This window comes from Asticcacaulis sp. EMRT-3, assembly GCF_030027245.1.
GTDB lineage: Bacteria > Pseudomonadota > Alphaproteobacteria > Caulobacterales > Caulobacteraceae > Asticcacaulis.
The window spans coordinates 2,718,393-2,740,468 of the sequence record NZ_JASERT010000001.1 but is presented as its reverse complement, the minus strand read 5'-3'; the positions used below and the strand labels follow the sequence as shown (position 1 = coordinate 2,740,468).

The window sequence follows — 22,076 nt, the reverse complement described above, 5'->3', positions numbered from 1 at the left end:
CACTCAACTCCGTGATTTGTGACTCCGTGTCTTGGGTACAACAGAAAGATTAATTTTCAAACCTCTTTTCGTGCGGCTGGTGTAGAAAATTAACCCTGTTCACTTTTGCGTAAGTGCCCGATTTTAGCCACTTTTCACCATAGTACCGCACAATCTTGCGACACGGGCGCTCCACCAGATGATGTGCCAGCATCGATAAGGGCACCAGGGCCAGCAGTCCGGCCAGCCACCAGACAAACGGCAGACCATGACCTTCGAGGCCGAGCAGCCTGTCCACGCCTTTCAGATAAACCCACTTCCACGGCACATAGATCATATAGGTGGCGAAGCTGATTTCGCCGAGATAGATGAGCACACGGCTGGACAGGAGGCCGCTTTCACCTGGCTTCGGCGCCAGTCCGGCCAGCGACAGAACCAGCAGGCCGAGCGCCAGCACGATCAACAGATCCGACGGTGCAAAACTGGCCGCAAAGATCACGGTCAGGCTGGCAATCACCGCACCGGCCAGAGCCACACGCGGCCGCGCCACGGCACCGGCGCGCCATGCCAGGAACAGCGCGCTGCCGTACAGGAAGCACGGCACGATACGTAAAGCCCCCCACTGGAAGGTGGCCTCAGTCAGCGGAAAACCGGATATGGCCTGAAACACGGTATAGATCACGGCCATAAAGCCCATAGCCAGTCCCACCGCCACCATCGGGCGTTTGCGCAAGGCGATGGCCAGCATCGCGGTGACCGGGAAGGTCAGATAGGCGAACCATTCGGCTGAGATCGACCAGGACGGATGATTGAACGAAGCCGTGGGCGCCAGTCCCCAGGCCTGAACGAGGAACAGATGCGCCGGCAGGGCTGCCCAGTTATCGGCATTCGGATCGAGATGCAGCCCCTTCAGGGCGGCGGCGGCGATCAGCAGCAGGGTGAAGCCGAGCGTGGCGATATGCAGGGGATAGATGCGCGCCAGCCGGTGCACGATGAACTGGCCATAGGTAAACCGGCGCTCGCCAAAGGCTTCGAGATAGACATAGGACAGGATAAAACCCGACAGGATGAAGAACAGATCGACGCCGAGATAGCCCTTGTCGAACACGCCTATGTCAAACGCGCCCTTCAGCTCGTGAATATAGGTATAGAGCACGACCCAGGTGGCGGCGAAGAAACGCAGCGAGGTGAGCGGCTTGAGATGATCCTGTGGCATGACCTGTTCCAATTCGGCTCCCAACATGGGAATTCGCAACTGCCTATGCAGGATATGTGCCGCCCAGGGTTACATAAAAAATCCCCGCGACATGATCACGGGGATTTTTCATGATCCGGTGCGGCAGAGACTATTTCTGAACCCAGTTGCCCGCCGCATTCTGGTAAAATTCGCCCGATTTCAGCCGGGGCACGATCACATTAGTATAGGCCGAAATGGCCGCAGCCTGTGCCGACACGCCGTTCTTGGCCGCTGCCTCGGCATAGACCTGCTTGCGTCCGGCATTGATCTCATCGACCGCCACCTTCAGGGCGTTGCTGCCGCTGTCCTTGACGAAACCGAGATAGCCGGTGCTCATTTCACCGACCGTACCGGTGGCCTTGGCGGCATCCACCAGCGCCTTCGCCGTGGCAATGTCAGCATAGGCGGGGGCCGTGGTCAGGCAGATCGCGCCAACCGCCGCACCGGACAGGGAAACCGCGATGGCGGCAGCTTTCAGGAAGGAATGGGATTTCATGGCAAGCCTCATTTCTATTAGAACAGGTCAGGATTCTGCTGCACCAGGGCCTTCACGTCCTGATCGAGCTGAACCTTCACATTGACATCAAGCTTGGCATAGATCGGCGCCAGATTGACATTGACATTCACCGAAGGCGTACAGGCCGCCAGCGCAGAGGCGCATAAGGCGGCGGTCGCCAGAGCGATTAGTGTTTTCATACAGGGCTCCTCAGATCATCATGACCGCATCATAGGCCTGTATAGGCTGAACCGGGGCTGAACGGAACGGCTTATTGGCGCAGATTCGGCATGAACCGCCGCCTGCCTCTATTTCCCTGCCGTATCGCTGCTGTAAGCGCCCAGATCGCCGAGGATTTCATCGAGATTGACCGGCACATCGAGATACAGTTCCACCGGCGTGCCCGAAGGCAGCTTGATCGGCTTCTTCATCCAGGCGCCGCTGATATAGTCGAACAGGCTGATCGTCGCCTTCTGCTTTTGCGGCGGATCGAAAGAACCCTTGATATGGAAGCTGTTGTCGAGAATGCCGCCCGCCTGCGAATTCACCTTGGCGTCGATTTCGTCGTAGCTGATATGCTCGATGGCCTGATAGGCGAGATCCTGGAACGGGTTGAAATTCGGATCGGAAGCCGCCACCGCGTCGGCATTGGCGGCGGCCACGGCAGCCGTGCCGGGGGCTATATCCTTGCTGGTCACATTGCCCGTGGCGTCCACCCCGGTGACGGCCTGACGCTTCACAGAAATGCGCCCCGGCCTGTCCGAAGCCATGCTGCCATTGCTGACCGTGAAATGGCCGTTATCGACCGCAAAGGGCAGGCGTCCAGTCAGGGTGCCGTCAAAACTCATACTGGTGGCCAGGCTGGTGGCGGCGACAATCTTGCCGAAATCGAGCCCGTCGAAGGCAATGGTGCCGTGGATGGGCGTGGCGGTGTCGAACGGAATATCCATCGGCTCAAAGCGCACCTGCCCGCCCGGCGTCATGACATGCGCCTCGTCAATGGCCAGCCGGTCGCCGAAAAACTGCATACCCACTTCGAGATCACTCAACGGCAGCCCTGCCTGCATCGTGGCTACGCTGATGCGCTGATCGGGGCCGGAGGTGAGCGGCGACAAAGAGGTGAAGCTGAGCTTGCCGTTCAGCCCTTGCGAAACCCCGGTGGCACCGGTGAAATCCAGCCCGTCAAGGGTCAGAACCCCGCCGCTCGTCACCTTATCGGCCACCCAGTTAAAACCGCCGGTAAAGCTCGCCTGGCCCGTCACATGGCTGAAGGCCGAGGCCATCGGGGTCAGTTGCGCCGGTTGCAGACCCTGTGGTGAGAAGCTGAGATCGAGCGTTTTAAAGGTCAGGCTGCCGCGTCCGCTGGTGACGCCATTATCAAGGTCGATCTGCGCGATCCGCAAGGGCTGGCCATCCGCGCCCTTGGCCTGCGGCGTCGCGGCATAGAAGCGCCCGGTCATGGCCTGGGCATTTTGCTTCATAGCGCCTTGAATCTGCAAGGGATGAAAGCGTGTGGCAGCGCCGGTCAGCGCATCGCTGACCTGCCCTGACAAGAGCGCCGCCGTCAGGCCGGTGGCCTCGCTGCCGGGGATCGAAAAGGCCGTGAAGTCACCCTTGCCGCCGCCAAAAGCCACCTGCTCATTGGGTGCGTCAAAGCTCAGGCCGTCATAGCTGGCCGCCACATGCCAGCCTTGCGGCGTCATGCGCAGAAGCGGTTGCTGATCGGGTATGATGGTTGCCTTCAGATGCTCGACATGATCACCCAGTTCCGCCGAAGCCGCCGTAAAGCTGGCCGGATCGGTCAGGCTGGCCGTCAAGCCGCCGTCGGGCGTCGTGGCAAACCGGCCCTGCCCGTCAAACTGCGCCCCCGCCACAGGTGCGACATCCAGCCGCCCTGCCAGATGATACTGCCCCACCGCATTACCGTGCGGATCGAGGCCGAAACCGCTGACATCGAGCGTGCCTTGCGGCAGGTCGGGCCCGCTTAAAGCCGCGGTCAGCGCGCCGCCCGACTGGCTGTCGAACAGGGCCTTGCCACTGACCGGCTTGACAATGACCTGACCGCCCCCCGCCAGATCGAGCGCAAGCTGATCCTTGAGGCGCAAGGTGATGTGTGTGCCTGTATCGCCGCCGCCCGAGGCCAGGTTAAGGCCAATACCTTGAGCGTGCAGGGCAAAGTGATCAAAGCCACGATCAAGCGCCACCATCGCATCGGCCGGTTGGGCAGGCACAGGCGCGCCGGGTGCCGCCGTCACCGCAACCCGCGCCGCCCGACCTTGCGCCGCCGCATCGAGGCCACCATAATGACCGCTGGCGTCGATGTCGCTCTGCGCCGTCAGGCTCCAGCCGCCGGAGGCCGCATCGCTGCGCCCTTCCCCCGTCAGGCGCAGCCGCGCCTGAGTCAGGGCCGCACCGCCCGAAGCCAGCCGTCCCAGACGCATCTGGCCGTCGAAATCGGCCTGAGCGCCGCCCGAATCGCTGACCAGCACCAGACGGCCAAGATCGACCGCCGCATCGTCGATGGCAAGATCACCCTGTTGCAGGTGACCGATCTGCCCGTTCACCGGCCCGTTGAGCGACAGGGTAACGCCCGTCCGGTTATTATACTGGGTCTGCAAGGCCAGCTTGTCGCCGGTCAGATGCAGCGAACGCGCATCGAGCACGCCGCTATGAACCGCCCCGGCATTGGCCGACAGGTAGGCTGCGCCATTGAATCCGCCGCTGGACGCGCCGCTTTTAAGCGAACCGGCCAGTTTCAGCGTGGCGTCGAGGCCATCGAAAACCGTGCCGCCCGTCGCCACCATCGCGCTCTGTGCGGTCAGCGTGGCTTCGCTGGCGCCGCTGAAGGCGTCCTCCAGCGATTTCGATTTGCGGTATGGCAGCAAGGCGTCGAGCGTCAACGCCACATCGCTGGCCGCCACCATTTCACCATCATTGACATCCTCGACAGGACTGCCGTTTTCGCCGATGCGCCAGTTATCGCCGGTCAGCCGCGCCTGAAGGTGCAATTGTTCGCCATTTTGCGCCGTTTGCACCGAACGCGCCAGAATCTGCGCCTCCCCCAGATCGCCCTCACCCAGAGGCCCGCTGAAATGACCGGCAGGAATGTTCAGATTGAGCGAGGTCAACTGCCCGTCATGCAGGCTGATATTGCCAAGCCCGCGCATCGGGCCGTAATCAGTGGCCAGCCGCACCGACAGGTTTTCGACCAGAATATCGTGCGGCGGCGGTGCCTTGGAAGGCGGAGCGCTCAGGATGTTTTGCACCAGCCTGTCGAGCGAGCCGTAGCTCAGCTTGCCATCATGCAGCGCCATCTGCATGACCGGATGCACGAGACGCGCCCGCGTCACCCGCGCCAGTGGCAAACCGGCGCGCGCGAATGGATTGAGCGTGTAATCGACCTCAAAATGATCAAGGCTGAAATCGGGCTGGCCTGGCGGCCCTATCAGCAGGCTGCCCTCGGCATGGCTGAGGCTCAACTGGTCGAAATGCACGCGCCCGTGCGCGCCCTGGCTGCTGAGCCAGCCCTGCGCGATTTCGGCGGCAATATCCTTGCGCGCGGCATAGACGACAATACCCGCCGCCGCCGCGCCCCACAGGGTCAGCCACAGCCAGCTCGATGCCCGCACACCGCCTCTTTTCTTAGGCCCTTTCGGCCCGCCGTCTGATGTGCCCGTGCGTCGCGGCAGACCGATGCCGTCCTCCTCACCCTCATGCCGGGCCGCGCCATCCGCGCCTATGGGACGCGAAAAGCTTTCGCCCGCGCCCACGGCCACGGGAAACCACAAAGCGTCATCATCATGAAGGGAAACAGGCGAAGTCATAGGTGGCGGATTTCAAACCTTTTTGTTGACTTTCTATCGGTGAGTCTAACGTCAGTATCACCACAACCTGTTAAAAAAATGGAGGCTTGTTTATATTTTGTGCCGAAATGACGCAAAAAACGCCTGTCATGCCTCATCGCCCGCCGCATTTCGCCACAGACCGCCGCATGGCCGTAAAATGGGGAGTTCGGCATTTTTCCACAACTTATAAAGCCCTCGTGAAAAAATCTCCTGACAGGCGAATGCGCCCACATCTCCACATCTTAACACCTTGTTAACCTGTTTTCAGCAGGATTCCAGCACCGGTAAGGCCCGAACGGCCTGACAGATTCAGCGCTGTGAGCTGTGAGCGCGCCTCATTTTCGCCTTTTTTTGGCGTAAGCAGGTTTGGGATAACAAGGCTCAAAGCCGACGCCGGTTTTCTTTTGAGTGATTTCGGTCAGGGCGAGGCGGGTTTGGCCGGGGATTTCAGGACATCTGAAATGCCAAATTTGATGGAACAGCCTGTTTTCAGCGAACCTAGGCAAGGATGTTACCGCGTTCATGGCTCAACTTGATCCCCGTCGCCAACCTGTAAGACTGACGCCGATGATCCTGGCCAGCGCCGCCGCCGTCACCGTGGTGAGCCTGTTGTGGCGCGTCCTGCAACCCCTGCCCGGCCTCGTTCAGCCTATGGATCCCGCCGCCAGCATGTCGCTGGAAACCAGAGCCTATGCCGAAGCCGCCACGCGCCCCGGTTACAGCCAGCCGGTCGATATGCCCATTTCGCTGCGCGCCGGTGAAACCCTGGCCGACGCCGTGGCGCGCATGGGCGTGGCCCCCGCCGAGGCCAGGGCCGCCGTCACCCTGCTGTCGCAGGCGTTCAATCTGAAGAATCTTAAAGCGGGCCTCAGCATAGAGGCCGCCATTGCCCGTCCTGCCAATGGCGGCGATGCCCCGGCCCAGCTTCTGGGTCTGACCCTGCGCACCGGCCCGGCCCGCCAACTGACCCTGACCACGGCGCGCGACGGCGCCATGCGTCTGCGCGCCCTCGAAGAATCAGTGCGTGATGAACGCCGCGTCGCCATCGGCACGATCAATGGCTCCTTGTTCACCTCGGCGGCGGCGCTCGGTGCCACGCCGTCGCTCACCGCCCAGGTGGTCAAGCTGTTTGCCCACAAGCTCGATTTTGAGCGCGATATTCAGTCAGGCGATACCTTCAAGCTGGTGTTCGACCGCAAGGTGACCGAAAGCGGCCGCACGGTTGAGGCCGGCAATCTGCTCTATGCCGAAATCAATGCCAAAAGCGGTGTTGACCGCTTCTATTCGTTCCAGCCCAAGGGCGACAGCCAGATCGAATATTACGATCAGAATGGCAAGAATATCAAAGGCTTCCTTCTGACAACCCCGGTATATGGCGCGCGCATCTCCTCACCGTTCGGGCGGCGCTCCGATCCCTTCCTCGGTTTCAGCAAGATGCACACCGGCATCGATTTTGCCGCCCCTACCGGCACGCCGATCATGGCCGCCGGCGATGGCGTGGTGGAAGATGCCAAATGGTGGGGCGGTTACGGACGCTGGGTGCGCCTGCGCCATAATGCCGAATGGGAAACGGGCTACGGCCACATGTCGGCCATCGCCGTCAAGCCGGGCCAGCACGTCACCCAGGGCCAGATCATCGGCTATGTCGGCACCACGGGACATTCCACCGGGCCGCACCTGCACTTTGAAGTCTGGCAAAATGGTCACCCGATCGACCCGAAAAGCGCCAAGGTGCCCGATTCCAATGTGCTGCAAGGTCAGGATATGGTGGCCTTCCGCGCCCGCAAACGCGCCATCGATACGATGATCGCTATGGCCGAAACCCATACAGGCGACGATGCCAATTCCGGCGCGCTGGCCGTCAATACCGGTTCCTACCATTTTCAGGACGAAAACAGCACCACGCTTCCGGCCAGTACCGCCCTGGCGCAAACCGAAGCCAGCCCCGTGCGCGTCAACAGCCTGATGCCTTTGCGCTCTGGCCTGTCCACAACGCGCGGCATGAAATAGCTATTTCAACCGACCTTATTCCAGCCTATCTGTCTTGTAGAGCGCCGGAAACAGGCGAATCCACGTTCCCGTCACGATCAGCGAACCGATCCCGCCAAACAGGGCGGCCCCCACCGGCCCGATGATCCGCGCCACAAGGCCGGTTTCGAACTCACCCAGTTCGTTGGACGCTCCGATAAACAGATAGGACACCGAGCCCACGCGCCCGCGCATGTGGTTGGGCGTGACGATCTGCACCAGGGTGCCGCGCACATAGACGCTGATCATATCCGCCGCCCCCAGCACGATCATGGCTAAGATCGACAGGCCGATCTGGCGCGACAGGCCGAACACGATGGTGGCCAGACCGAACACCGCCACCCCGCCATACATCCACGGCCCGGCATGGCGACGCAGCGGCCATTGCGACAGATAAAACGACATGGCGATGGCGCCGATGGCCGGCGCGCCGCGCAACAGACCAAACATCTGCGGCCCGGCGTGCAGGATGTCCTTGACATAGATCGGCATCAAAGCCGTGGCCCCGCCCAGCAGCACGGCGAACAGATCGAGCGAAATCGCGCCCAGCACCACCTTGTTTTCCCAGATATAGACCATGCCTTCCTTCAGCATGGTCATTTTCGGCACGGTCGGCGCATCGGGCCGGGTATCGGTGCGGATCATCAGGCTCAAAACAGCGGCGATCAGCGACAGGACGGCGCAGAAACCATAGGCAAAACCGGGCGACACCCCGACCAGCACGCCGCCCAGCGCCGGGCCAACGATCATGCCGGTCTGCATCGCCATCGAATTGACGGCGATGGCGCGCGGCAGGACGTGACGCGGCACCAGCATCGGCCCGATGGCGGAACTGGCCGGAGCGCTGAAGGCGCGCAAGGCCCCCAGCACGCCGCTCAGTGCGAACAGCCCCCAGAAGGGCGGATGCGGCAATAAGGAATAGGCGAGAAAACCGCACGACAGCACCAGTTGGGCAATCAGAACGAGGGTGATGATGCGGCGGCGGTCATAGCGGTCGGCCACAATGCCCGCCGGTATGGTGAAGGCGAACAGGGTCAGGAACTGCGCCAGCCCGATCAAGCCGACATAGAGCGCCGATTCGGCGATGCTGGCCCTTTGCCGCACCAGATCATAGACCTGCCAGGCGATGGCCGCGCTCTGGGCCGAGGTGCCGAGTACACTACAGACGCGCGACAGCCAGAAGGTGCGAAAATCGGCGATTTGCAACGGATGGCGGTTATCTTCCGGTTGCGGGGGCGGGTCGTCGGAAACCGGTGGCGCGGCAGCCGGATCGCCTGGGGGTGTGCTCACTGAAGGGAAACCTGGTCAAAAAATGCGTTACACAGCCGGTTAAGCCTTTCCCCGCTGCCTAAAGGGTTTTACAGCAGAGGGCATGGTGAAAACAGATACTCAGTTGAAAAAAATCGTCGATGCGCTGGCCCTGACCCAGGCGCTGATCCGCCGCCCCTCGATCACGCCCGCCGACGCCGGCGCTATGGATGTGGTGCAAAGCGCGCTCGAACGGCTTGGCTTTACCTGCACGCGGCTGACCTTTGGCAAAATAGAAAACCTCTATGCCCGCCGTGGCCGTAGCTCGCCTAATCTGTGCTTTGCCGGTCATACCGATGTGGTGCCGTCGGGCGTGCGCGATTTGTGGCGCTATGATCCGTTTGGCGGCGAAGTGCATGACGGCTATCTGACCGGACGCGGCGCGGTCGATATGAAGGGGGCTATCGCCGCCTGGATCGCGGCGGTTTCGCGCCTGCCCGAACTGCCCGGCAGCCTGTCCTTCCTGATCACCGGCGATGAAGAAGGCGACGCCGTCAACGGCACGAAAAAGGTGGTTGAGCACCTGAAGGAAAAAGGCGAGGTCATCGATCACTGCATTGTCGGTGAGCCGACATCGGCTGAGAAACTCGGCGATATGATCAAGGTGGGGCGACGCGGCAGCCTCAACGCCACCTTCACGGTCATCGGCAAACAGGGCCATGTCGCCTATCCCGACCGGGCGCTTAATCCGCTGCCGGTTCTGGTCAATCTGCTGGCCGAGATCAAGGGGCGCGTGCTCGATCGTGGCTATCAGGGCTTTCCACCGTCAAATGTCGAAATCACCACCATCGATACCGGCAACCCGACCACCAATGTCATCCCCACCCAGGCCAGCGCGCGCATCAATATCCGCTTCAACCCCAGCCATACCGGCACGACGCTGAATACCTGGCTGCTGGGCCTGTGCGAAAAGCACGCCCACGGCACGCCGATCCGCATCGATTTCAAATCACAGGTGTCAGGCGAGGCCTTCCTGACCGAACCGGGTGATTTCGTCGATCTGATCCTCGATACGATCAAAACGAAACTGAAACTCAAGGCCGACCCCTCCACCACAGGCGGCACCTCGGATGCGCGCTTTATCCGCGACCTGTGCCCGGTGGTCGAGTTCGGTCTGGTGGGTCAGACCATGCACCAGATCAATGAGAGCGTATCCGTGACCGATCTTCAGGATTTGAGCGAAACCTATCAGGCCTTGATCGAGGCGTATTTCTCGAAATTCGGCTCATCCTCATAGGTGACATGGGTCAGATAAAGGCCGTGCGCCGGGGCCACCTGACCGCATCTGGCGCGATCCTTCGCCGCCAGGGCCTTGGCCACATAGTCCGGCGGCAGACGGCCCGAGCCAACATCGGCCAGGGTGCCGGTCATTGAGCGCACCTGCTTGTGCAGAAACGAACGCGCCGCAAAAACCAGATGCACCTCTTCGCCAAGGCGCGCCACACGAGCTATATCAAGCGTCTTGACGGGGGTTGCCGCCTGACAGCCGATATAGCGGAAGGTGGTGAAATCGTGATGGCCGATCAGGGCTTTGGCCGCCTGCGCCATCACCGCCACATCGAGCGGCTTCTTGATGTGCCAGACGCGGCCCTGATCGAGGGCGGGCGGCGCTTCGCGGTTGAGAATACGATACAGATACATGCGTCCCGTGGCCGAAAAGCGCGCCGAAAACTCGCTGTCCGCCATGATTTCGGCGGCCAGAACGGCAATCGGCTCCGGCGTCAGGTGGGCATTGATGGCGTCGCGCACCACCTGCGGCCGCCAGACTTTTTCGAGATCAAAACTGATCACCGCACCGGTGGCATGGACACCCGTATCGGTGCGGCCTGCCGTATTGATACGCAAAGTCTGGCCGCTGAATTTGCGGATGGCGGCTTCGATTGACGCCTGAACCGTCGGCAGATTGTCCTGCGCCTGAAAGCCGCAATAGGGCCGCCCGTCATATTCGATCAGCAGCTTGTAACGCGGCATCAGATCAGCCTGTCCCCGGCCTTAAGCCCTGCGCCCTTGATAAATTCGGCGGCGTCCTGCGCCGCGCGCCCTTCGCGCTGGACGCGCAAAAGCTCGATAATGCCGTCGCCGGTCGCCACCTTCAATCCGCCCAGCAAAAGCGTACCCGGCACCTCGCCCGACACCTCATCGCACAGGCGCGACATCAGGATTTTCAGGCGCTGTTCGCCCTTTGGCGTGGTCATGGTCGTCCAGGCGCCCGGAAAGGGCGACAGGCCGCGAATATGGAAATCGAGCGCGCGCGCCGGACGCGACCAGTCGATGCGCGCCTCTTGCGGGCTGATCTTGCGGGCATAGGTGACCTCGCCCGTCTGTGCGCGCTCTTTCGCCCCGCCGCGCTCCACCGCCGCCAGCGCCACCGGCAGCAGCGAAGCCCCCAACAGGGCCAGCTTGTCGTGCAGGGTCTGGAAGGTATCCTCGGCGGTGATTTCGACGCGGCCCGACAGAATCGCCGGGCCTTCATCCAGCCCTTCGCTCATCCGCATCACCTCAACGCCGGTAAAGGCGTCGCCCGCCATAATGGCGCGCTGGATCGGCGCGGCCCCACGCCAGCGCGGCAACAGCGAGGCGTGCAGGTTGAAGCAGCCCAGCGGCGGATGATCGAGCACTTCGGCCTTCAGGATCTGGCCATAGGCCACCACGACACAGGCATCGATGTCGAGCGCCTGAAAGTCAGCTATGGCCTCCGGCGTCTTCATCGATTTGGGCGTGCGCACCTCCAGGCCGAGGCCGGAGGCGAACTGATGCACGGGTGAAGGCGACAAGACCTGACCTCGGCCTTTCGGCGCGGGCGGCTGCGAATAGACGCAAACGATCTCATGGCCTGACGCCACCAGTTCGGCCAGCGCCTTCACGGCAAATTCGGGCGTGCCCATAAAGGCCAGACGCATAGGCGAACTCCAAATACCTCAGCGAGAATATAGCTCAACGAAAATTCGGAGTGCTGAGACGAAAAACAGTAGTTGGCAATGCGAAGTCTCAGGCGACGCGCTTCAGCTTTTTCACCTTAGTGACCGCCCGGTCGCGCTTCAGCTTCGACAGGTGATCGATGAACAGGACGCCTTCGAGATGGTCCATTTCGTGCTGGATACAGACGGCGAACAGGCCTTCGGCCTCTTCTTCAACGGCCTTGCCATCATAATCGAGATAACGGATGCGGACATGTGACGGGCGCTGCACCTCGTCATAATATTCCGGCACACTCAGGCAGCCCTCTTCGTAAGGGATCGTGTCTTCCGACGCCCAGACGATTTCCGGATTGACGAAATAGCGCGGTGCCTTGACGCCCTCTGCTTCGGGATCGGCACCCTCGGGCCTTTCCTGCAAGTCCATGACGATGACGCGCACCGGCTCACCAATCTGGATGGCGGCCAGACCAATGCCCGGCGCGTCATACATGGTTTCCAGCATATCATCCATCAGGGCGCGCAAGGCGTCATCGACCTCAGTCACGGGTTTGGACACCTGCTTGAGGAGCGGATTGGGTACAGTTATAATTTCACGAATAGCCATAATGACCATGTAATTGCGTCAGAGACAAAAATCAATATTCGCAGCTATGGCTGTGCCGTTTCTTCGGCGACTTCCAGCGCATTGAGCTTGCTGGCCACGCGCGGCTGGCTTTCGATCACCGGCAGTTCCGGCACCGACTTGCCCTGATGCTCGACCTGCAAATCCTCGAAACGGCGCGCCTGGGTCAGTACCTTGCTTTCCAGTGAGCCGACAAAGGCGTTATATTTATCAACCGCCTTGCCCAGCGCCCCGCCCATACCGGCCACATGATCGCCCATGACCGACAGCCGTGCATATAGCTCGCGGCCCAGATCGGCAATATGACCGGCATTTTTCATCTGGTCTTCGACGCGCCAGCCATAGGCCACCGCCTTGCACAGGGCGAACAGGGTGGTGGGGGTGACGATGATCACCTTCCTGTCCATCGCCTCGGTCATCAGATCGGGCGCATGATCGAGCGCCGCCGCCAGCAAGCCATCGCCCGGAATAAACATGGCGACGAAATCGGGCGACACCTGATCCTTGAACTGATCCCAATAGGCCTTGGCCGACAAATCGCGCACATGGCCGCGCATGGCTTGCGCATGCTGGCGCAGCAAAAGCTCGCGCGCCGCCTCATCGGTGCTTTCGGCGGCTTGCAGATAGGCGGTCAGATTGACCTTGGAATCGATGACGAACACCGCGCTTGACGTGTCGCCCGGCAACCTGACCACCACATCGGGGCGACGGCGGCCTTCATCGGTATCGAGGCTGTATTGCTCGACGAAATCAAAGCGCGACGACAGGCCCGCTGCCTGCAAGACATTGCGCAGCACCTCCTCGCCCCACTTACCCTGCACCCCGGCCCCGCGCCTGAGCGCCCCGGCCAGTTTCTGCGTCACTTCGCGCGTGGCGTGCGACGCCGCCATCAGTTCGGTAATCTGCTGTTTTAAGCCGCCGGTATCCTTGGCGCGCGATTCTTCCATCGCCTTGACCTGGGCTTCAAAGCGCGTGAGCTGCTCGGCCACCGGTTTCAGCGTATGCCCGACCCGCTCCAGCGCCAGCTTATCGCGCTCGGCCGACGCCTTCAGCAAGGCCTCGTTCGAGGCCTGTAGGGCCTGCTGCGACACAATCTGAAACTGCTCGCTCATGGCGGCGCGCGCGTCTTCGAGATTGCGCGCCCGCTCCTTGACAGTCGCCAGTTCTCTGGCCGCCACCAGCAACTGTTCGCCCAGATCATCGGCGCGCTGACGCAAGCGCTGCCCCTCACGAAAGGCCAGCCACCACGCCCCGGCAAAAGCGAGGGCGACAATGGAGACGAGCAAAAGCGTAATAGAAAGCGTGTTCATGTTACGTTCTTAGATTGCAAAACGGCTCGTGGCAAGTCTTTTTTGCGGCGGCAGCTTGCCGGTCATCCATAAGGCGATAATCTACGTAGATGGGTTGCGGGAGGCAGATATGGCGGATTTCAAGGCGGTAGCGCGTAAGGTGATAACGGGCGGCAGTCCGTGGACCTATGTTTATCTGTTCCTGATTCCGTTTATCAACTGGTGCTTCGACCATGTGCCGACCTTCCCTTTGCCGGGTCACGGTGACTGGAATCCGATGACGATTGTCACCGGTCTGGTGCTGGTGGTGCGCGATTTCGCCCAGCGCGAAGTGGGCCATTATATTTTCGGATTTCTGGCGGTCGGCCTGCTGTTGTCGGTGGTCACCTCCGACCCGACCATCGCTTTCGCCAGCGCCTGCGCCTTTGCTATCAGCGAAACCATCGACTGGGCGCTGTTTACCTTCGCCAAATTGCCGCTGTCAAAGCGCGTCTTCGTGTCGGCGGGCATATCGGGGCCGATCGACGCCGCCGCCTTTTTGTGGATCGCCAGCTATGCCATTCCCGGCATTTTCAATGGCTGGTCGCTGGCGGGTTCGGTGGTCAGCCGCTTTCTGGGCTGCCTCGTCGTCTATTTTTTGATGAAGCACCGCGAAAAGGTGCGCGCATTGGCCTCGGCTTAGGCCCCGATCAGGGTGAAGACGAACATGAAGATGAAGATGTTTCGGATGATCATTCTGACCTCGCTGGCTTTCGGCAAGGTCTAGCGCGTTAAGGGTTTGTTAACCAGTCTTAACAACCCTTAATGCGAAAATTAACCATAAAAACTCTGAGTGCGTGATGAGAGATAAGGTGCAGGCCTTGAGCCGGATAGCAGGAGGTGAGCGACGGCTGTATATGAATACAGCCTAGCGAAACCGACGCCCTAGACGGCCAAGGATTGCGCCTTATCGTCGGGTTTTGAAGGCGTGAGCGATAGTATGATCATCCAGCCAGTCGAGTTCGCCGCCCACCGGCACGCCGCGCGCCAGATAGGTGATCTCAACCTGATTGCCGAGGCTTTTCAGCCGGTCGGCGATATAGTGGGCCGTGGTCTGGCCCTCGACCGTGGCGGGCAGGGCCATCACCACTTCATGCACGCGGCCATCGCGCAGGCGTTCAAGCAGCCTGTCCAGCCGCAGGTCTTCGGGCCGCACGCCATCGAGCGCCGACATCAGCCCGCCCAGCACATGATAGAGGCCGCTAAAGGCCCCGACCCGCTCCATCGCCCACAAGGCGCCATCGTCCTCGACCACGCAGATCATCTGCTGGTCACGGCCCGGATCGGCGCAGGTTTCACACGGATCGCGCGTCGATAAGCGCCCGCAGACGCGGCAGCTTGTCACCTTATCGGCGGCGTCCTGCATGGCGGCGGAAAGTGGAATCAATAGTTGATCACGGCGTTTGAGCAGGGCCAGAGCCGCCCGTCTGGCCGAACGCGGCCCCAGACCCGGCAGCTTTGACAGAAGCGCCATCAGGCGTTCGATTTCCGGCCCCGCGCCCGACATTCTAGTCTAGAAAAACTTCGGCAGATTGGGCAATCCGCCGCCCGGCCCAAGCGCGCCGGCGGCTTCCTGCATCAGTTCGGAATTGATGTCGTCGAGCTTCTTGCGCGCATCGGCATAGGCGGCGCGCACCAGATCGGCCAGCACATCGGCTTCGCCCGCCACCATCAGGCTGTCATCGATGTTGAGCGACACCATATCGCCGGTGCCCTTCAGCTCCAGCCTGACCATGCCACCGCCCGATGCGCCCGATACCAGGCTGTCGTGCATCCTGGCCTGCGCATCGGTCAGCTTCTGCTGCACGAGCTGAGCCTGCTTCATCATTTGCTGAAAATCCATCAGTCCTCGTCCTTTTCGCTATCTGGGCGCTCGTCTTCCGGCACAGCCGGCGGGGCGTCGCTCACCACGGGTTTGGGGCGGGCGCGGATGGCGGTGATTTCCGCGCCGGGGAAAATATCCATCATCTGGCTGACGAACGGATGGGCCTGAATGCGGGCGCGCATCTCAGACGTTTCGCGTTTGTCGCGTTCCATCACCGATTCCGCGCCGCCTGAGCCTTCGGTAGCGATCAGCCAGCGGTTGCCCGTCCATTCCTTCAGGCGCAAGGACAGCTTGCGCACCAGATCGCCCGGCGTATTCGGCGCGGGCTCAAAGGTAATGGCGCCGGGCTGAAAGGCCACCAGCCGCACGAAGCGCTCAACATCGGCGCGCAGTCCAATATCGCGCCGGTCGGTGATCAGTTGCAGCACCTCGTCAAAGCTCTGCGGATTGGGCAGGGCCTGCGGTGCGGTGCGCATCTGCACGGCGGCCGCACCGCGCGCAGAAGGGCCGCCACCGCCGCCGCCCGGTGCATTTGGCGCACCCGGCATCAGCGGCTCGCCATTTTGCAGGCGTTTCATCAGCGCCTCCGGCCCCGGCAGGTCGGCTGAATAGCATAGCCGCACCAGAGCCATCTCAAAGGCGGCGCTGGCATCGGGGGCGCGGCGCAGTTCCTCGAAGGCTTTGAGCATCAGGGTCCACAGGCGACTCAGTGTGCCCGCCGATAATTGCGTCCCTAGCGCCGTCACGCGCATGGCCTGCGCCTTGGGCAGGCGCGTCGCCTCGGCCCCCAGCACCTTGGCCACCGAAGTGGAATGGCAGTAATCAAGCAGGTCGCCCATGATCTGGCTGGGATCGGCGCCAAAACCGTAAAGCGTGCGGAAGGCCAGCAGGGCTTCACTCATCTGGCCGGAAATAATGTTCTCAAACAGGCTGAGTGTGGCCGAGCGGTCGGCCAGACCCAGCATATCGCGGACGATTTCCGCCCCGACCGTTTCGCCCGCCTCGGCCTGCACCAGCGCCTGATCGAGCAGCGACAATGAATCACGCACGCTCCCTTCGGCGGCGCGCGCGATCAGGGCCACGGCATCGGCATCGATGCGTACGCCTTCTTTTTCGCAGATGGTTTCTAAGAACGGCGTCAGGGTTTCCGGCTCGACGCGGCGCAAATCGAAGCGTTGACAGCGCGACAGGATGGTGACCGGCACCTTGCGGATTTCGGTGGTGGCGAAGATGAACTTGGCGTGGGGCGGCGGCTCTTCCAGCGTCTTCAACAGCGCATTGAAAGCGCCGGTCGAGAGCATGTGCACTTCGTCGATCACATAGACCTTGTAGCGCGCTTCCACCGGCGCATAACGCACAGATTCCAGCAGGTCGCGCATGGCGTCAACGCCCGTGCGCGAGGCGGCGTCGAGTTCGAGCACATCGATATGGCGGCCTTCGATGATCGCCTGACAGTGGACGCCCATCGTCTTCAGATCGACGCTCGGCTGATGGACGGTGTCGCTCTCATAATCAAGCGCGCGCGCCAGCAGGCGGGCCGTGGTCGTCTTGCCGACGCCGCGCACCCCTGTCAGCATAAAAGCGTGGGCGATGCGGTTGGAGGCAAAGGCATTGGTGAGCGTGCGCACCATCGCCTCCTGACCGATCAGGTCTTCGAAGGTGCGCGGGCGATATTTACGCGCCAGAACCGTGTAGGCTCCAGACTTGTCAGGTGCTTTTTCAGGTGCTTTCGTCACGGCCTGAGGCGCGGGCGCATCGCCGAAAATATCCGCTGTCAGATCGTCGCGCTCGATCGTTTCGGGCGCGTCGCTGAAGGAGTCATCAAGGTCGGGCGTGTCGGACATGAAACCTATATAAGGGCTTTTTGCACGGGCGTCAGCCACTAAGCGCGATTCGTTAACAGGTGCGAATCGTGGCGCTGTTGATTGTGAGGAAAAATCAAGCCATCCGGCGCTTGAGGCAAGGGCGACCGCCCGCCCGCGTCTTTTTTGTGCTAACGCTTCGCTTCTTGAGCACGGGCGAGGCACCTAGCTGCGCTTTAGCGCGAAAAGAAGTGAGACGGCCGACCCGAAGGTGAATTCGTTATGGCTGCTGCCTTCCAGCCCTGACCAGGTTGGCGAGGCCTCCGCCCGACCGTCTCGCGGCCTATATGCGTATTTTTGCACCGGCTTGCAAGAGGCGATTTTTCGCCGCAACCTCATGCGCATGGAATCAATCAACGGCTATCAACGGCGCTGGTGGAAGGAGGCGGTGGTCTATCAGATCTATCCGCGCTCGTTTTACGACAGCAATGGCGACGGCATCGGCGATCTGCGCGGCATTATCGAAAAGCTCGACCACATCAAAAATCTCGGCGTCAATGTCATCTGGCTGTCGCCGCACTTTGATTCGCCCAATGCCGATAATGGCTATGACATCCGCGACTATCGAAAAGTAGGCGCGGAATTCGGCACCATGCAGGATTTCGATGACCTGCTGGCCGCCATCCATGCCGGGGGCATGAGGCTGATCATCGATCTGGTGGTCAACCATACTTCCGATGAGCATCGCTGGTTCGTCGAAAGCCGGAAGGGGCCAGATAATCCCTGCCGCGATTATTACATCTGGCACGAGGGTGACCAGCCGCCTAATGACTGGACATCGATCTTCGGCGGTTCGGCCTGGCAGCGCGACGGCGACGCCTTTTATCTGCATCTCTTCCACGAAAAACAGCCCGATCTGAACTGGGATAATCCCAAGGTGCGCCATGAGGTGCATGAGCTGATGCGCTTCTGGCTGGATAAGGGCGTCGATGGCTTCCGCATGGATGTCATTCCGTTTATCTCGAAGGACAAGAGCTTCCCCGACCTGCCCGCCGAACTGCGCAGCCGCCCGCAATATGTCTATACGCAAGGCCCGCATGTGCATGACTATCTGCATGAGATGCGCCGCGAAGTGCTTGATCATTACGACACGATGACTGTCGGCGAAGCCTTTGGCGTGACGCTGGAACAGACGCCCGATTTCATCGATGAGAGACGCGGCGAACTTGACATGGTGTTTCAGTTCGCCCCCGTCGAGGTGGACCGCGATGCGCAGGGCCGTTGGAAGCCGTGGCGCTTGCCGGAGTTGAAGGCCATCTTCGCCCGTCAGGATGCGGCACTCGGCCCGCACGACTGGCCCGCCGTCTTCCTGTCCAACCACGATAATCCGCGCCTCGTTTCGCGCTATGGCGACGACCGGCCGGAATGGCGCGTCAAATCGGCGCAAGTTCTGGCCACCCTGCTGCTCACCCTGCGCGGTACGCCCTTCATCTATCAGGGCGATGAGATCGGCATGACCAATGCCCGCTTCACCGACATTGAACAGTTCAATGATGTCTGGACGAAAAACGCCTGGCGCGATGCGGTGGCAACGGGCCGCATGATGCCTGCCGAGTTCCTCGCCGACCAGAATAAGATCAGCCGTGATCACGCCCGCCTGCCAATGGCGTGGAACGCCGGTAAGAACGCAGGCTTCAGCCCGGTCGCACCGTGGTTCGCACACACTTCTGATTTTTCAGAAGCGAATGTGGCAACGGATGCAGCTTCGGACGCGCCCATTCAACGTTATTACAAACGTTTAATTTCTCTACGATCCAATAGCTTGCCTCTTATATACGGACGTTATACCGATCTTTTGCCCGATCACCCGGCGCTTTTTATCTACAAACGTTCTATCGGGACAGACGGCTTTTTGATCGCTCTGAATATGTCGAGCGACGATGTTATAACGGACGGGTTTGCCGGAAGCTGTGTTTTCGGTAATTACGAGGATGCGCCGCCGGTGATGCGTGGCTGGGAAGCGCGCATCTACCGGCTGTAAGCCGCTTTGCTTTTACGGCTTGCTGTGCCATAGGGCTGGCCATGATGGATCCCGTTATCGAAACCCTTTTGCTGCCGTTTGAAGACGGTTCGCTCGACTGGCCCGCCCAGCCGACGCTTTTTCTGCGCGCCCGTGTCAGCGATGCGCCGCGCGACCGGCTGGTCTGCGAGCAGAGCTTCAAGCCTGCCCATGATGCCCTGCTGCGCGCCGGTTTCAAACCGGCGGATGCAGGCCCCGGCCCCTGCCCGCTGGTGCTCGTCCTGCCGCCGCGCGCCCGTGAGGAATATCGCGCCCTGCTGGCCCGCGCCGTCCGTCTGGCTGGCACCGGCGGCGTGGTGATGGCCGCTGCCGCTAACCACGAAGGCGCCAGGACGGTCGAAAACGACCTGAAGGCGCTTGTGGGGCCAGTCACCAGCCAGTCCAAACACAAGTGCCGCGTCTTTTGGGTCACCATCGATCCGGCGCATGTCGATCAGGCTTTGCTTCAGCAATGGGCCGAAGGCGATGCGCCGCGCCCCATTGAAGATGGCCGCTTTATCAGCCGCCCCGGCCTGTTCGCCTGGGACCATATCGATCCCGGCTCGAAGCTGCTGAGTGATCATCTGCCCAACAATTTCAAAGGCCGCATGGCCGATCTGGGTGGTGGTTTCGGCTATCTCAGCGATCATGTGCTGACGCGCAATCCGGCGGTCAGCCAGATGGATGTGATCGAAGCCGAACAGCGCGCGCTCGATCTGGCGCGGCAAAACCTGGCAAAGTTCGGTGAACGCGCCGCCTTTTTCTGGCACGACGCCACCACGCCCCTGCCCGGCCAATATGACGCCATCATCAGCAATCCGCCCTTCCACGCCACCGACCGCGCCGACCGCCATGACATCGGCAAGGCCTTCATTCGTTCGGCGGCGGCGGCGCTCAAATCGGGCGGCCAACTCTGGCTGGTCGCCAATCGCCACCTGCCCTACGAAGAGACGCTCGACGCCTGTTTCAAGAATGTGGCAGTCAGCGCGCAGAATAACTATTACAAGGTGTTCCGCGCCGTCGGCCCGCGCAGCAAGCCCCTGTCGTGAAGCTGGTCAGGCACCTCGCCAATCTCGGCTATGGCAGCCGCAAGGAGGTGCAGAAACTTCTGCGCCTGGGCGTGTTCAGCGATGCTGAGGGCGGGCTGCTGGCCGATGATGCCGCGATTGCGCATTATAACATTCGTTATAAGGGCCGCCCGCTCGATCCCGATTTCGGCGTGGTTTTGCTGCTCAACAAGCCTGTCGGCTATGTTTGCTCGCTGAAGGATCGCGGCCATCTGGTCTATGAGCTTTTGCCGCCACGCTTCGCCCTGCGCAAGCCGGTGCTGTCCACCATCGGCAGGCTCGATTCCGACACATCGGGCCTGTTGCTATTCACCGATGACGGCGATTATCTGCATAAGATCATCTCGCCGAAAAACCACGTCGCCAAGATTTACGAAGTGACCTGCGCCCGCCCGATTGATCCCCATTATGCCGGGATTTTCGCCTCTGGCACACTGGTGCTGGACAGCGAGAAAGACGCGCTCAAACCGGCCTTTCTGGAGGTGACCGGCGAAAAAACCGCCCGCCTGACGCTGTATGAAGGCCGCTATCATCAGGTGCGCCGCATGTTCGCCGCCGTCGGCAACCATGTCGAGGGCCTGCATCGCGCCCAGATGGGCGAGCTCACCCTGGGCGATCTGCCCCTTGGCAAATGGCGACGCCTCAAGCCCGCCGAACGCGACGGCCTGCTGAAAATGACTTAAGCCGGACGCGGGCTCGACAGAGCGCTGTAAAGCTCCGGTCGACGGTCGCGGAAAAAACCCCAGGCGGCGCGGTGGGTATTGAGATAATCGAGATCGAAGCTGGCCACCAGCACGCCTTCTTCGCGCGCGCCAAATTCCGCCAGCTTGTCGCCACGATGATTGGCGATAAAGCTGTGGCCGTAAAAGCTCTGCCCTGCCCCGTTTTGCGGCGAAATCAGGCTTTCCGTGCCAATACGGTTTGACGCCACCACCGGCATGACATTGGCCACGGCATGGCCTTGCATGACGCGCTGCCACGGCGCGGCGGTATCGAGTTCGGCGTCATGCGGTTCCGATCCGATGGCGGTCGGGTACATCAGGATGTCCGCACCCGCTAAGGCCATAGAGCGCGCCGCTTCCGGATACCACTGGTCCCAGCAGATGCCGACGCCGACGCGGGCATATTTCGTGTCCCACACCTTGAAGCCGGTATCGCCGGGCCGGAAATAGTATTTTTCCTGATAGCCGGGGCCATCGGGGATATGGCTCTTGCGATAAACGCCCAGGGCTTCGCCACCCGCATCAACCATGACCAGCGAATTGAAATAGTGCGGCCCCTCTTTTTCGTAGATCGAGGTCGGGATGACGACATCCAGTTCGGCCGCCAGTTTTTGCATGGCGATCACGCACGGATGTTCGCGCCAGGCAAAGGCCGTGGCGAACCAGCGCTCTTCTTGCGACACGCAGAAATATTCGCCCTGGAACAGCTCGGACGGCAGGATAATCTGCGCGCCCTTGGCCGCTGCCTCGCGCACCAGAGCCTCGGTTCTGGCGATATTGGCGGCCATGTCCGGGCCATAGGTGGTTTGCAGGGCAGCAACGGTTACGATTTTGGTCATT

Annotated in this window: 19 protein-coding genes and 1 other RNA gene; 6 read left to right on the top strand and 14 right to left on the bottom strand. The window is 61.2% G+C overall.

Going from position 1 to position 22,076, the window contains the following annotated elements; genetic code table 11:
• Positions 1 to 49: 49 nt before the first annotated feature.
• The 4 genes from QB905_RS12895 to QB905_RS12880 form a co-directional block, all read right to left on the bottom strand.
• Positions 50 to 1,195 carry an acyltransferase family protein gene (locus QB905_RS12895; RefSeq protein WP_282975428.1) on the bottom strand — a complete coding sequence of 382 codons (1,146 nt, stop codon included), beginning with the start codon at positions 1,193 to 1,195 and terminating at the stop codon, positions 50 to 52.
• A 130-nt stretch (positions 1,196 to 1,325) separates the two neighbouring features.
• The gene (locus QB905_RS12890) at positions 1,326 to 1,712 is read right to left on the bottom strand and encodes a YdbL family probable chaperone protein (protein ID WP_282975427.1); all 387 of its coding nucleotides are present in this window, start codon (positions 1,710 to 1,712) and stop codon (positions 1,326 to 1,328) included.
• A gap of 17 nt (positions 1,713 to 1,729) precedes the next feature.
• A complete protein-coding gene (locus tag QB905_RS12885; protein WP_282975426.1) occupies positions 1,730 to 1,912 on the bottom strand; it encodes a YnbE family lipoprotein in 183 nt (60 codons plus the stop codon).
• A gap of 108 nt (positions 1,913 to 2,020) precedes the next feature.
• Entirely contained in the window at positions 2,021 to 5,536 is a 3,516-nt protein-coding gene (locus tag QB905_RS12880) for an intermembrane phospholipid transport protein YdbH family protein (protein ID WP_282975425.1), read from the bottom strand.
• Positions 5,537 to 6,079: 543 nt separating this feature from the next.
• Here QB905_RS12880 and QB905_RS12875 point away from each other — a divergent pair.
• Positions 6,080 to 7,567, top strand: coding sequence for a M23 family metallopeptidase (locus QB905_RS12875; protein ID WP_282975424.1), 1,488 nt, complete (start codon positions 6,080 to 6,082; stop codon positions 7,565 to 7,567).
• Between the two features lie 15 nt (positions 7,568 to 7,582).
• On the opposite strand, the gene QB905_RS12870 is transcribed toward QB905_RS12875, so the two are convergent.
• Entirely contained in the window at positions 7,583 to 8,875 is a 1,293-nt protein-coding gene (locus QB905_RS12870; RefSeq protein ID WP_282975423.1) for an MFS transporter, read from the bottom strand.
• 85 nt (positions 8,876 to 8,960) lie between these two features.
• Here QB905_RS12870 and dapE point away from each other — a divergent pair, with 85 nt between their 5' ends.
• Positions 8,961 to 10,130: a succinyl-diaminopimelate desuccinylase gene (dapE, locus tag QB905_RS12865; protein WP_282975422.1), complete on the top strand. Its 1,170-nt coding sequence runs from the start codon at positions 8,961 to 8,963 to the stop codon at positions 10,128 to 10,130.
• On the opposite strand, the gene truA is transcribed toward dapE, so the two are convergent.
• The 4 genes from truA to QB905_RS12845 all read right to left on the bottom strand — a co-directional run bounded on the left by truA (position 10,082) and on the right by QB905_RS12845 (position 13,743).
• Positions 10,082 to 10,864, bottom strand: coding sequence for a tRNA pseudouridine(38-40) synthase TruA (gene truA / locus QB905_RS12860; protein WP_282975421.1), 783 nt, complete (start codon positions 10,862 to 10,864; stop codon positions 10,082 to 10,084). The two genes, dapE and truA, sit on opposite strands and share 49 nt — an antisense overlap.
• Entirely contained in the window at positions 10,864 to 11,793 is a 930-nt protein-coding gene (gene fmt, locus QB905_RS12855; RefSeq protein WP_282975420.1) for a methionyl-tRNA formyltransferase, read from the bottom strand. The genes truA and fmt overlap by 1 nt, the downstream gene beginning before the upstream one ends.
• A gap of 88 nt (positions 11,794 to 11,881) precedes the next feature.
• Complete coding sequence (gene def, locus QB905_RS12850; RefSeq protein WP_282975419.1) at positions 11,882 to 12,415, bottom strand: peptide deformylase; 534 nt, start codon at positions 12,413 to 12,415, stop codon at positions 11,882 to 11,884.
• A 44-nt stretch (positions 12,416 to 12,459) separates the two neighbouring features.
• Positions 12,460 to 13,743, bottom strand: coding sequence for a DNA recombination protein RmuC (locus QB905_RS12845; protein ID WP_282975418.1), 1,284 nt, complete (start codon positions 13,741 to 13,743; stop codon positions 12,460 to 12,462).
• A gap of 109 nt (positions 13,744 to 13,852) precedes the next feature.
• Between QB905_RS12845 and QB905_RS12840 the strand changes: the two genes are divergently transcribed.
• Positions 13,853 to 14,404, top strand: a complete 552-nt coding sequence (locus tag QB905_RS12840; RefSeq protein WP_282975417.1) for a VUT family protein — start codon at positions 13,853 to 13,855, stop codon at positions 14,402 to 14,404.
• Between the two features lie 264 nt (positions 14,405 to 14,668).
• Here the strand turns inward: QB905_RS12840 and recR are convergent, their stop codons facing one another.
• The 4 genes from recR to ffs all read right to left on the bottom strand — a co-directional run bounded on the left by recR (position 14,669) and on the right by ffs (position 17,729).
• Complete coding sequence (gene recR, locus QB905_RS12835; protein WP_282975416.1) at positions 14,669 to 15,268, bottom strand: recombination mediator RecR; 600 nt, start codon at positions 15,266 to 15,268, stop codon at positions 14,669 to 14,671.
• A gap of 6 nt (positions 15,269 to 15,274) precedes the next feature.
• Positions 15,275 to 15,607: a YbaB/EbfC family nucleoid-associated protein gene (locus QB905_RS12830; protein WP_461781803.1), complete on the bottom strand. Its 333-nt coding sequence runs from the start codon at positions 15,605 to 15,607 to the stop codon at positions 15,275 to 15,277.
• Positions 15,604 to 17,430 carry a DNA polymerase III subunit gamma/tau gene (locus QB905_RS12825; protein ID WP_282975414.1) on the bottom strand — a complete coding sequence of 609 codons (1,827 nt, stop codon included), beginning with the start codon at positions 17,428 to 17,430 and terminating at the stop codon, positions 15,604 to 15,606. The genes QB905_RS12830 and QB905_RS12825 overlap by 4 nt, the downstream gene beginning before the upstream one ends.
• 205 nt (positions 17,431 to 17,635) lie before the next feature.
• An RNA gene (gene ffs / locus QB905_RS12820) (signal recognition particle sRNA small type) lies at positions 17,636 to 17,729 on the bottom strand.
• Positions 17,730 to 17,785: 56 nt separating this feature from the next.
• Here ffs and QB905_RS12815 point away from each other — a divergent pair.
• From QB905_RS12815 to QB905_RS12805, 3 genes are read left to right on the top strand one after another with little or no spacing between them, the layout of a single operon-like run.
• Positions 17,786 to 19,429: an alpha-glucosidase gene (locus QB905_RS12815; protein ID WP_282975413.1), complete on the top strand. Its 1,644-nt coding sequence runs from the start codon at positions 17,786 to 17,788 to the stop codon at positions 19,427 to 19,429.
• A 41-nt stretch (positions 19,430 to 19,470) separates the two neighbouring features.
• The gene (locus QB905_RS12810; RefSeq protein ID WP_282975412.1) at positions 19,471 to 20,496 is read left to right on the top strand and encodes a class I SAM-dependent methyltransferase; all 1,026 of its coding nucleotides are present in this window, start codon (positions 19,471 to 19,473) and stop codon (positions 20,494 to 20,496) included.
• Complete coding sequence (locus QB905_RS12805) at positions 20,493 to 21,197, top strand: pseudouridine synthase (protein WP_282975411.1); 705 nt, start codon at positions 20,493 to 20,495, stop codon at positions 21,195 to 21,197. The genes QB905_RS12810 and QB905_RS12805 overlap by 4 nt, the downstream gene beginning before the upstream one ends.
• Here the strand turns inward: QB905_RS12805 and aguB are convergent.
• Positions 21,194 to 22,075: an N-carbamoylputrescine amidase gene (gene aguB / locus QB905_RS12800; RefSeq protein ID WP_282975410.1), complete on the bottom strand. Its 882-nt coding sequence runs from the start codon at positions 22,073 to 22,075 to the stop codon at positions 21,194 to 21,196. The genes QB905_RS12805 and aguB overlap by 4 nt on opposite strands.
• Between the last annotated feature and the right edge of the window lies 1 nt (position 22,076).

Bases quoted from the DNA above. Each gene is read 5' to 3' on its own strand.
- QB905_RS12895 (WP_282975428.1), bottom strand. From the start codon at position 1,195: ATGCCACAGGATCATCTCAAGCCGCTCACCTCGCTGCGTTTCTTCGCC.
- QB905_RS12890 (WP_282975427.1), bottom strand. From the start codon at position 1,712: ATGAAATCCCATTCCTTCCTGAAAGCTGCCGCCATCGCGGTTTCCCTG.
- QB905_RS12885 (WP_282975426.1), bottom strand. From the start codon at position 1,912: ATGAAAACACTAATCGCTCTGGCGACCGCCGCCTTATGCGCCTCTGCG.
- QB905_RS12880 (WP_282975425.1), bottom strand. From the start codon at position 5,536: ATGACTTCGCCTGTTTCCCTTCATGATGATGACGCTTTGTGGTTTCCC.
- QB905_RS12875 (WP_282975424.1), top strand. From the start codon at position 6,080: ATGGCTCAACTTGATCCCCGTCGCCAACCTGTAAGACTGACGCCGATG.
- truA (WP_282975421.1), bottom strand. From the start codon at position 10,864: ATGCCGCGTTACAAGCTGCTGATCGAATATGACGGGCGGCCCTATTGC.
- fmt (WP_282975420.1), bottom strand. From the start codon at position 11,793: ATGCGTCTGGCCTTTATGGGCACGCCCGAATTTGCCGTGAAGGCGCTG.
- def (WP_282975419.1), bottom strand. From the start codon at position 12,415: ATGGCTATTCGTGAAATTATAACTGTACCCAATCCGCTCCTCAAGCAG.
- QB905_RS12845 (WP_282975418.1), bottom strand. From the start codon at position 13,743: ATGAACACGCTTTCTATTACGCTTTTGCTCGTCTCCATTGTCGCCCTC.
- QB905_RS12840 (WP_282975417.1), top strand. From the start codon at position 13,853: ATGGCGGATTTCAAGGCGGTAGCGCGTAAGGTGATAACGGGCGGCAGT.
- recR (WP_282975416.1), bottom strand. From the start codon at position 15,268: ATGTCGGGCGCGGGGCCGGAAATCGAACGCCTGATGGCGCTTCTGTCA.
- QB905_RS12825 (WP_282975414.1), bottom strand. From the start codon at position 17,430: ATGTCCGACACGCCCGACCTTGATGACTCCTTCAGCGACGCGCCCGAA.
- QB905_RS12815 (WP_282975413.1), top strand. From the start codon at position 17,786: ATGCGCATGGAATCAATCAACGGCTATCAACGGCGCTGGTGGAAGGAG.
- QB905_RS12810 (WP_282975412.1), top strand. From the start codon at position 19,471: ATGATGGATCCCGTTATCGAAACCCTTTTGCTGCCGTTTGAAGACGGT.
- aguB (WP_282975410.1), bottom strand. From the start codon at position 22,075: ATGACCAAAATCGTAACCGTTGCTGCCCTGCAAACCACCTATGGCCCG.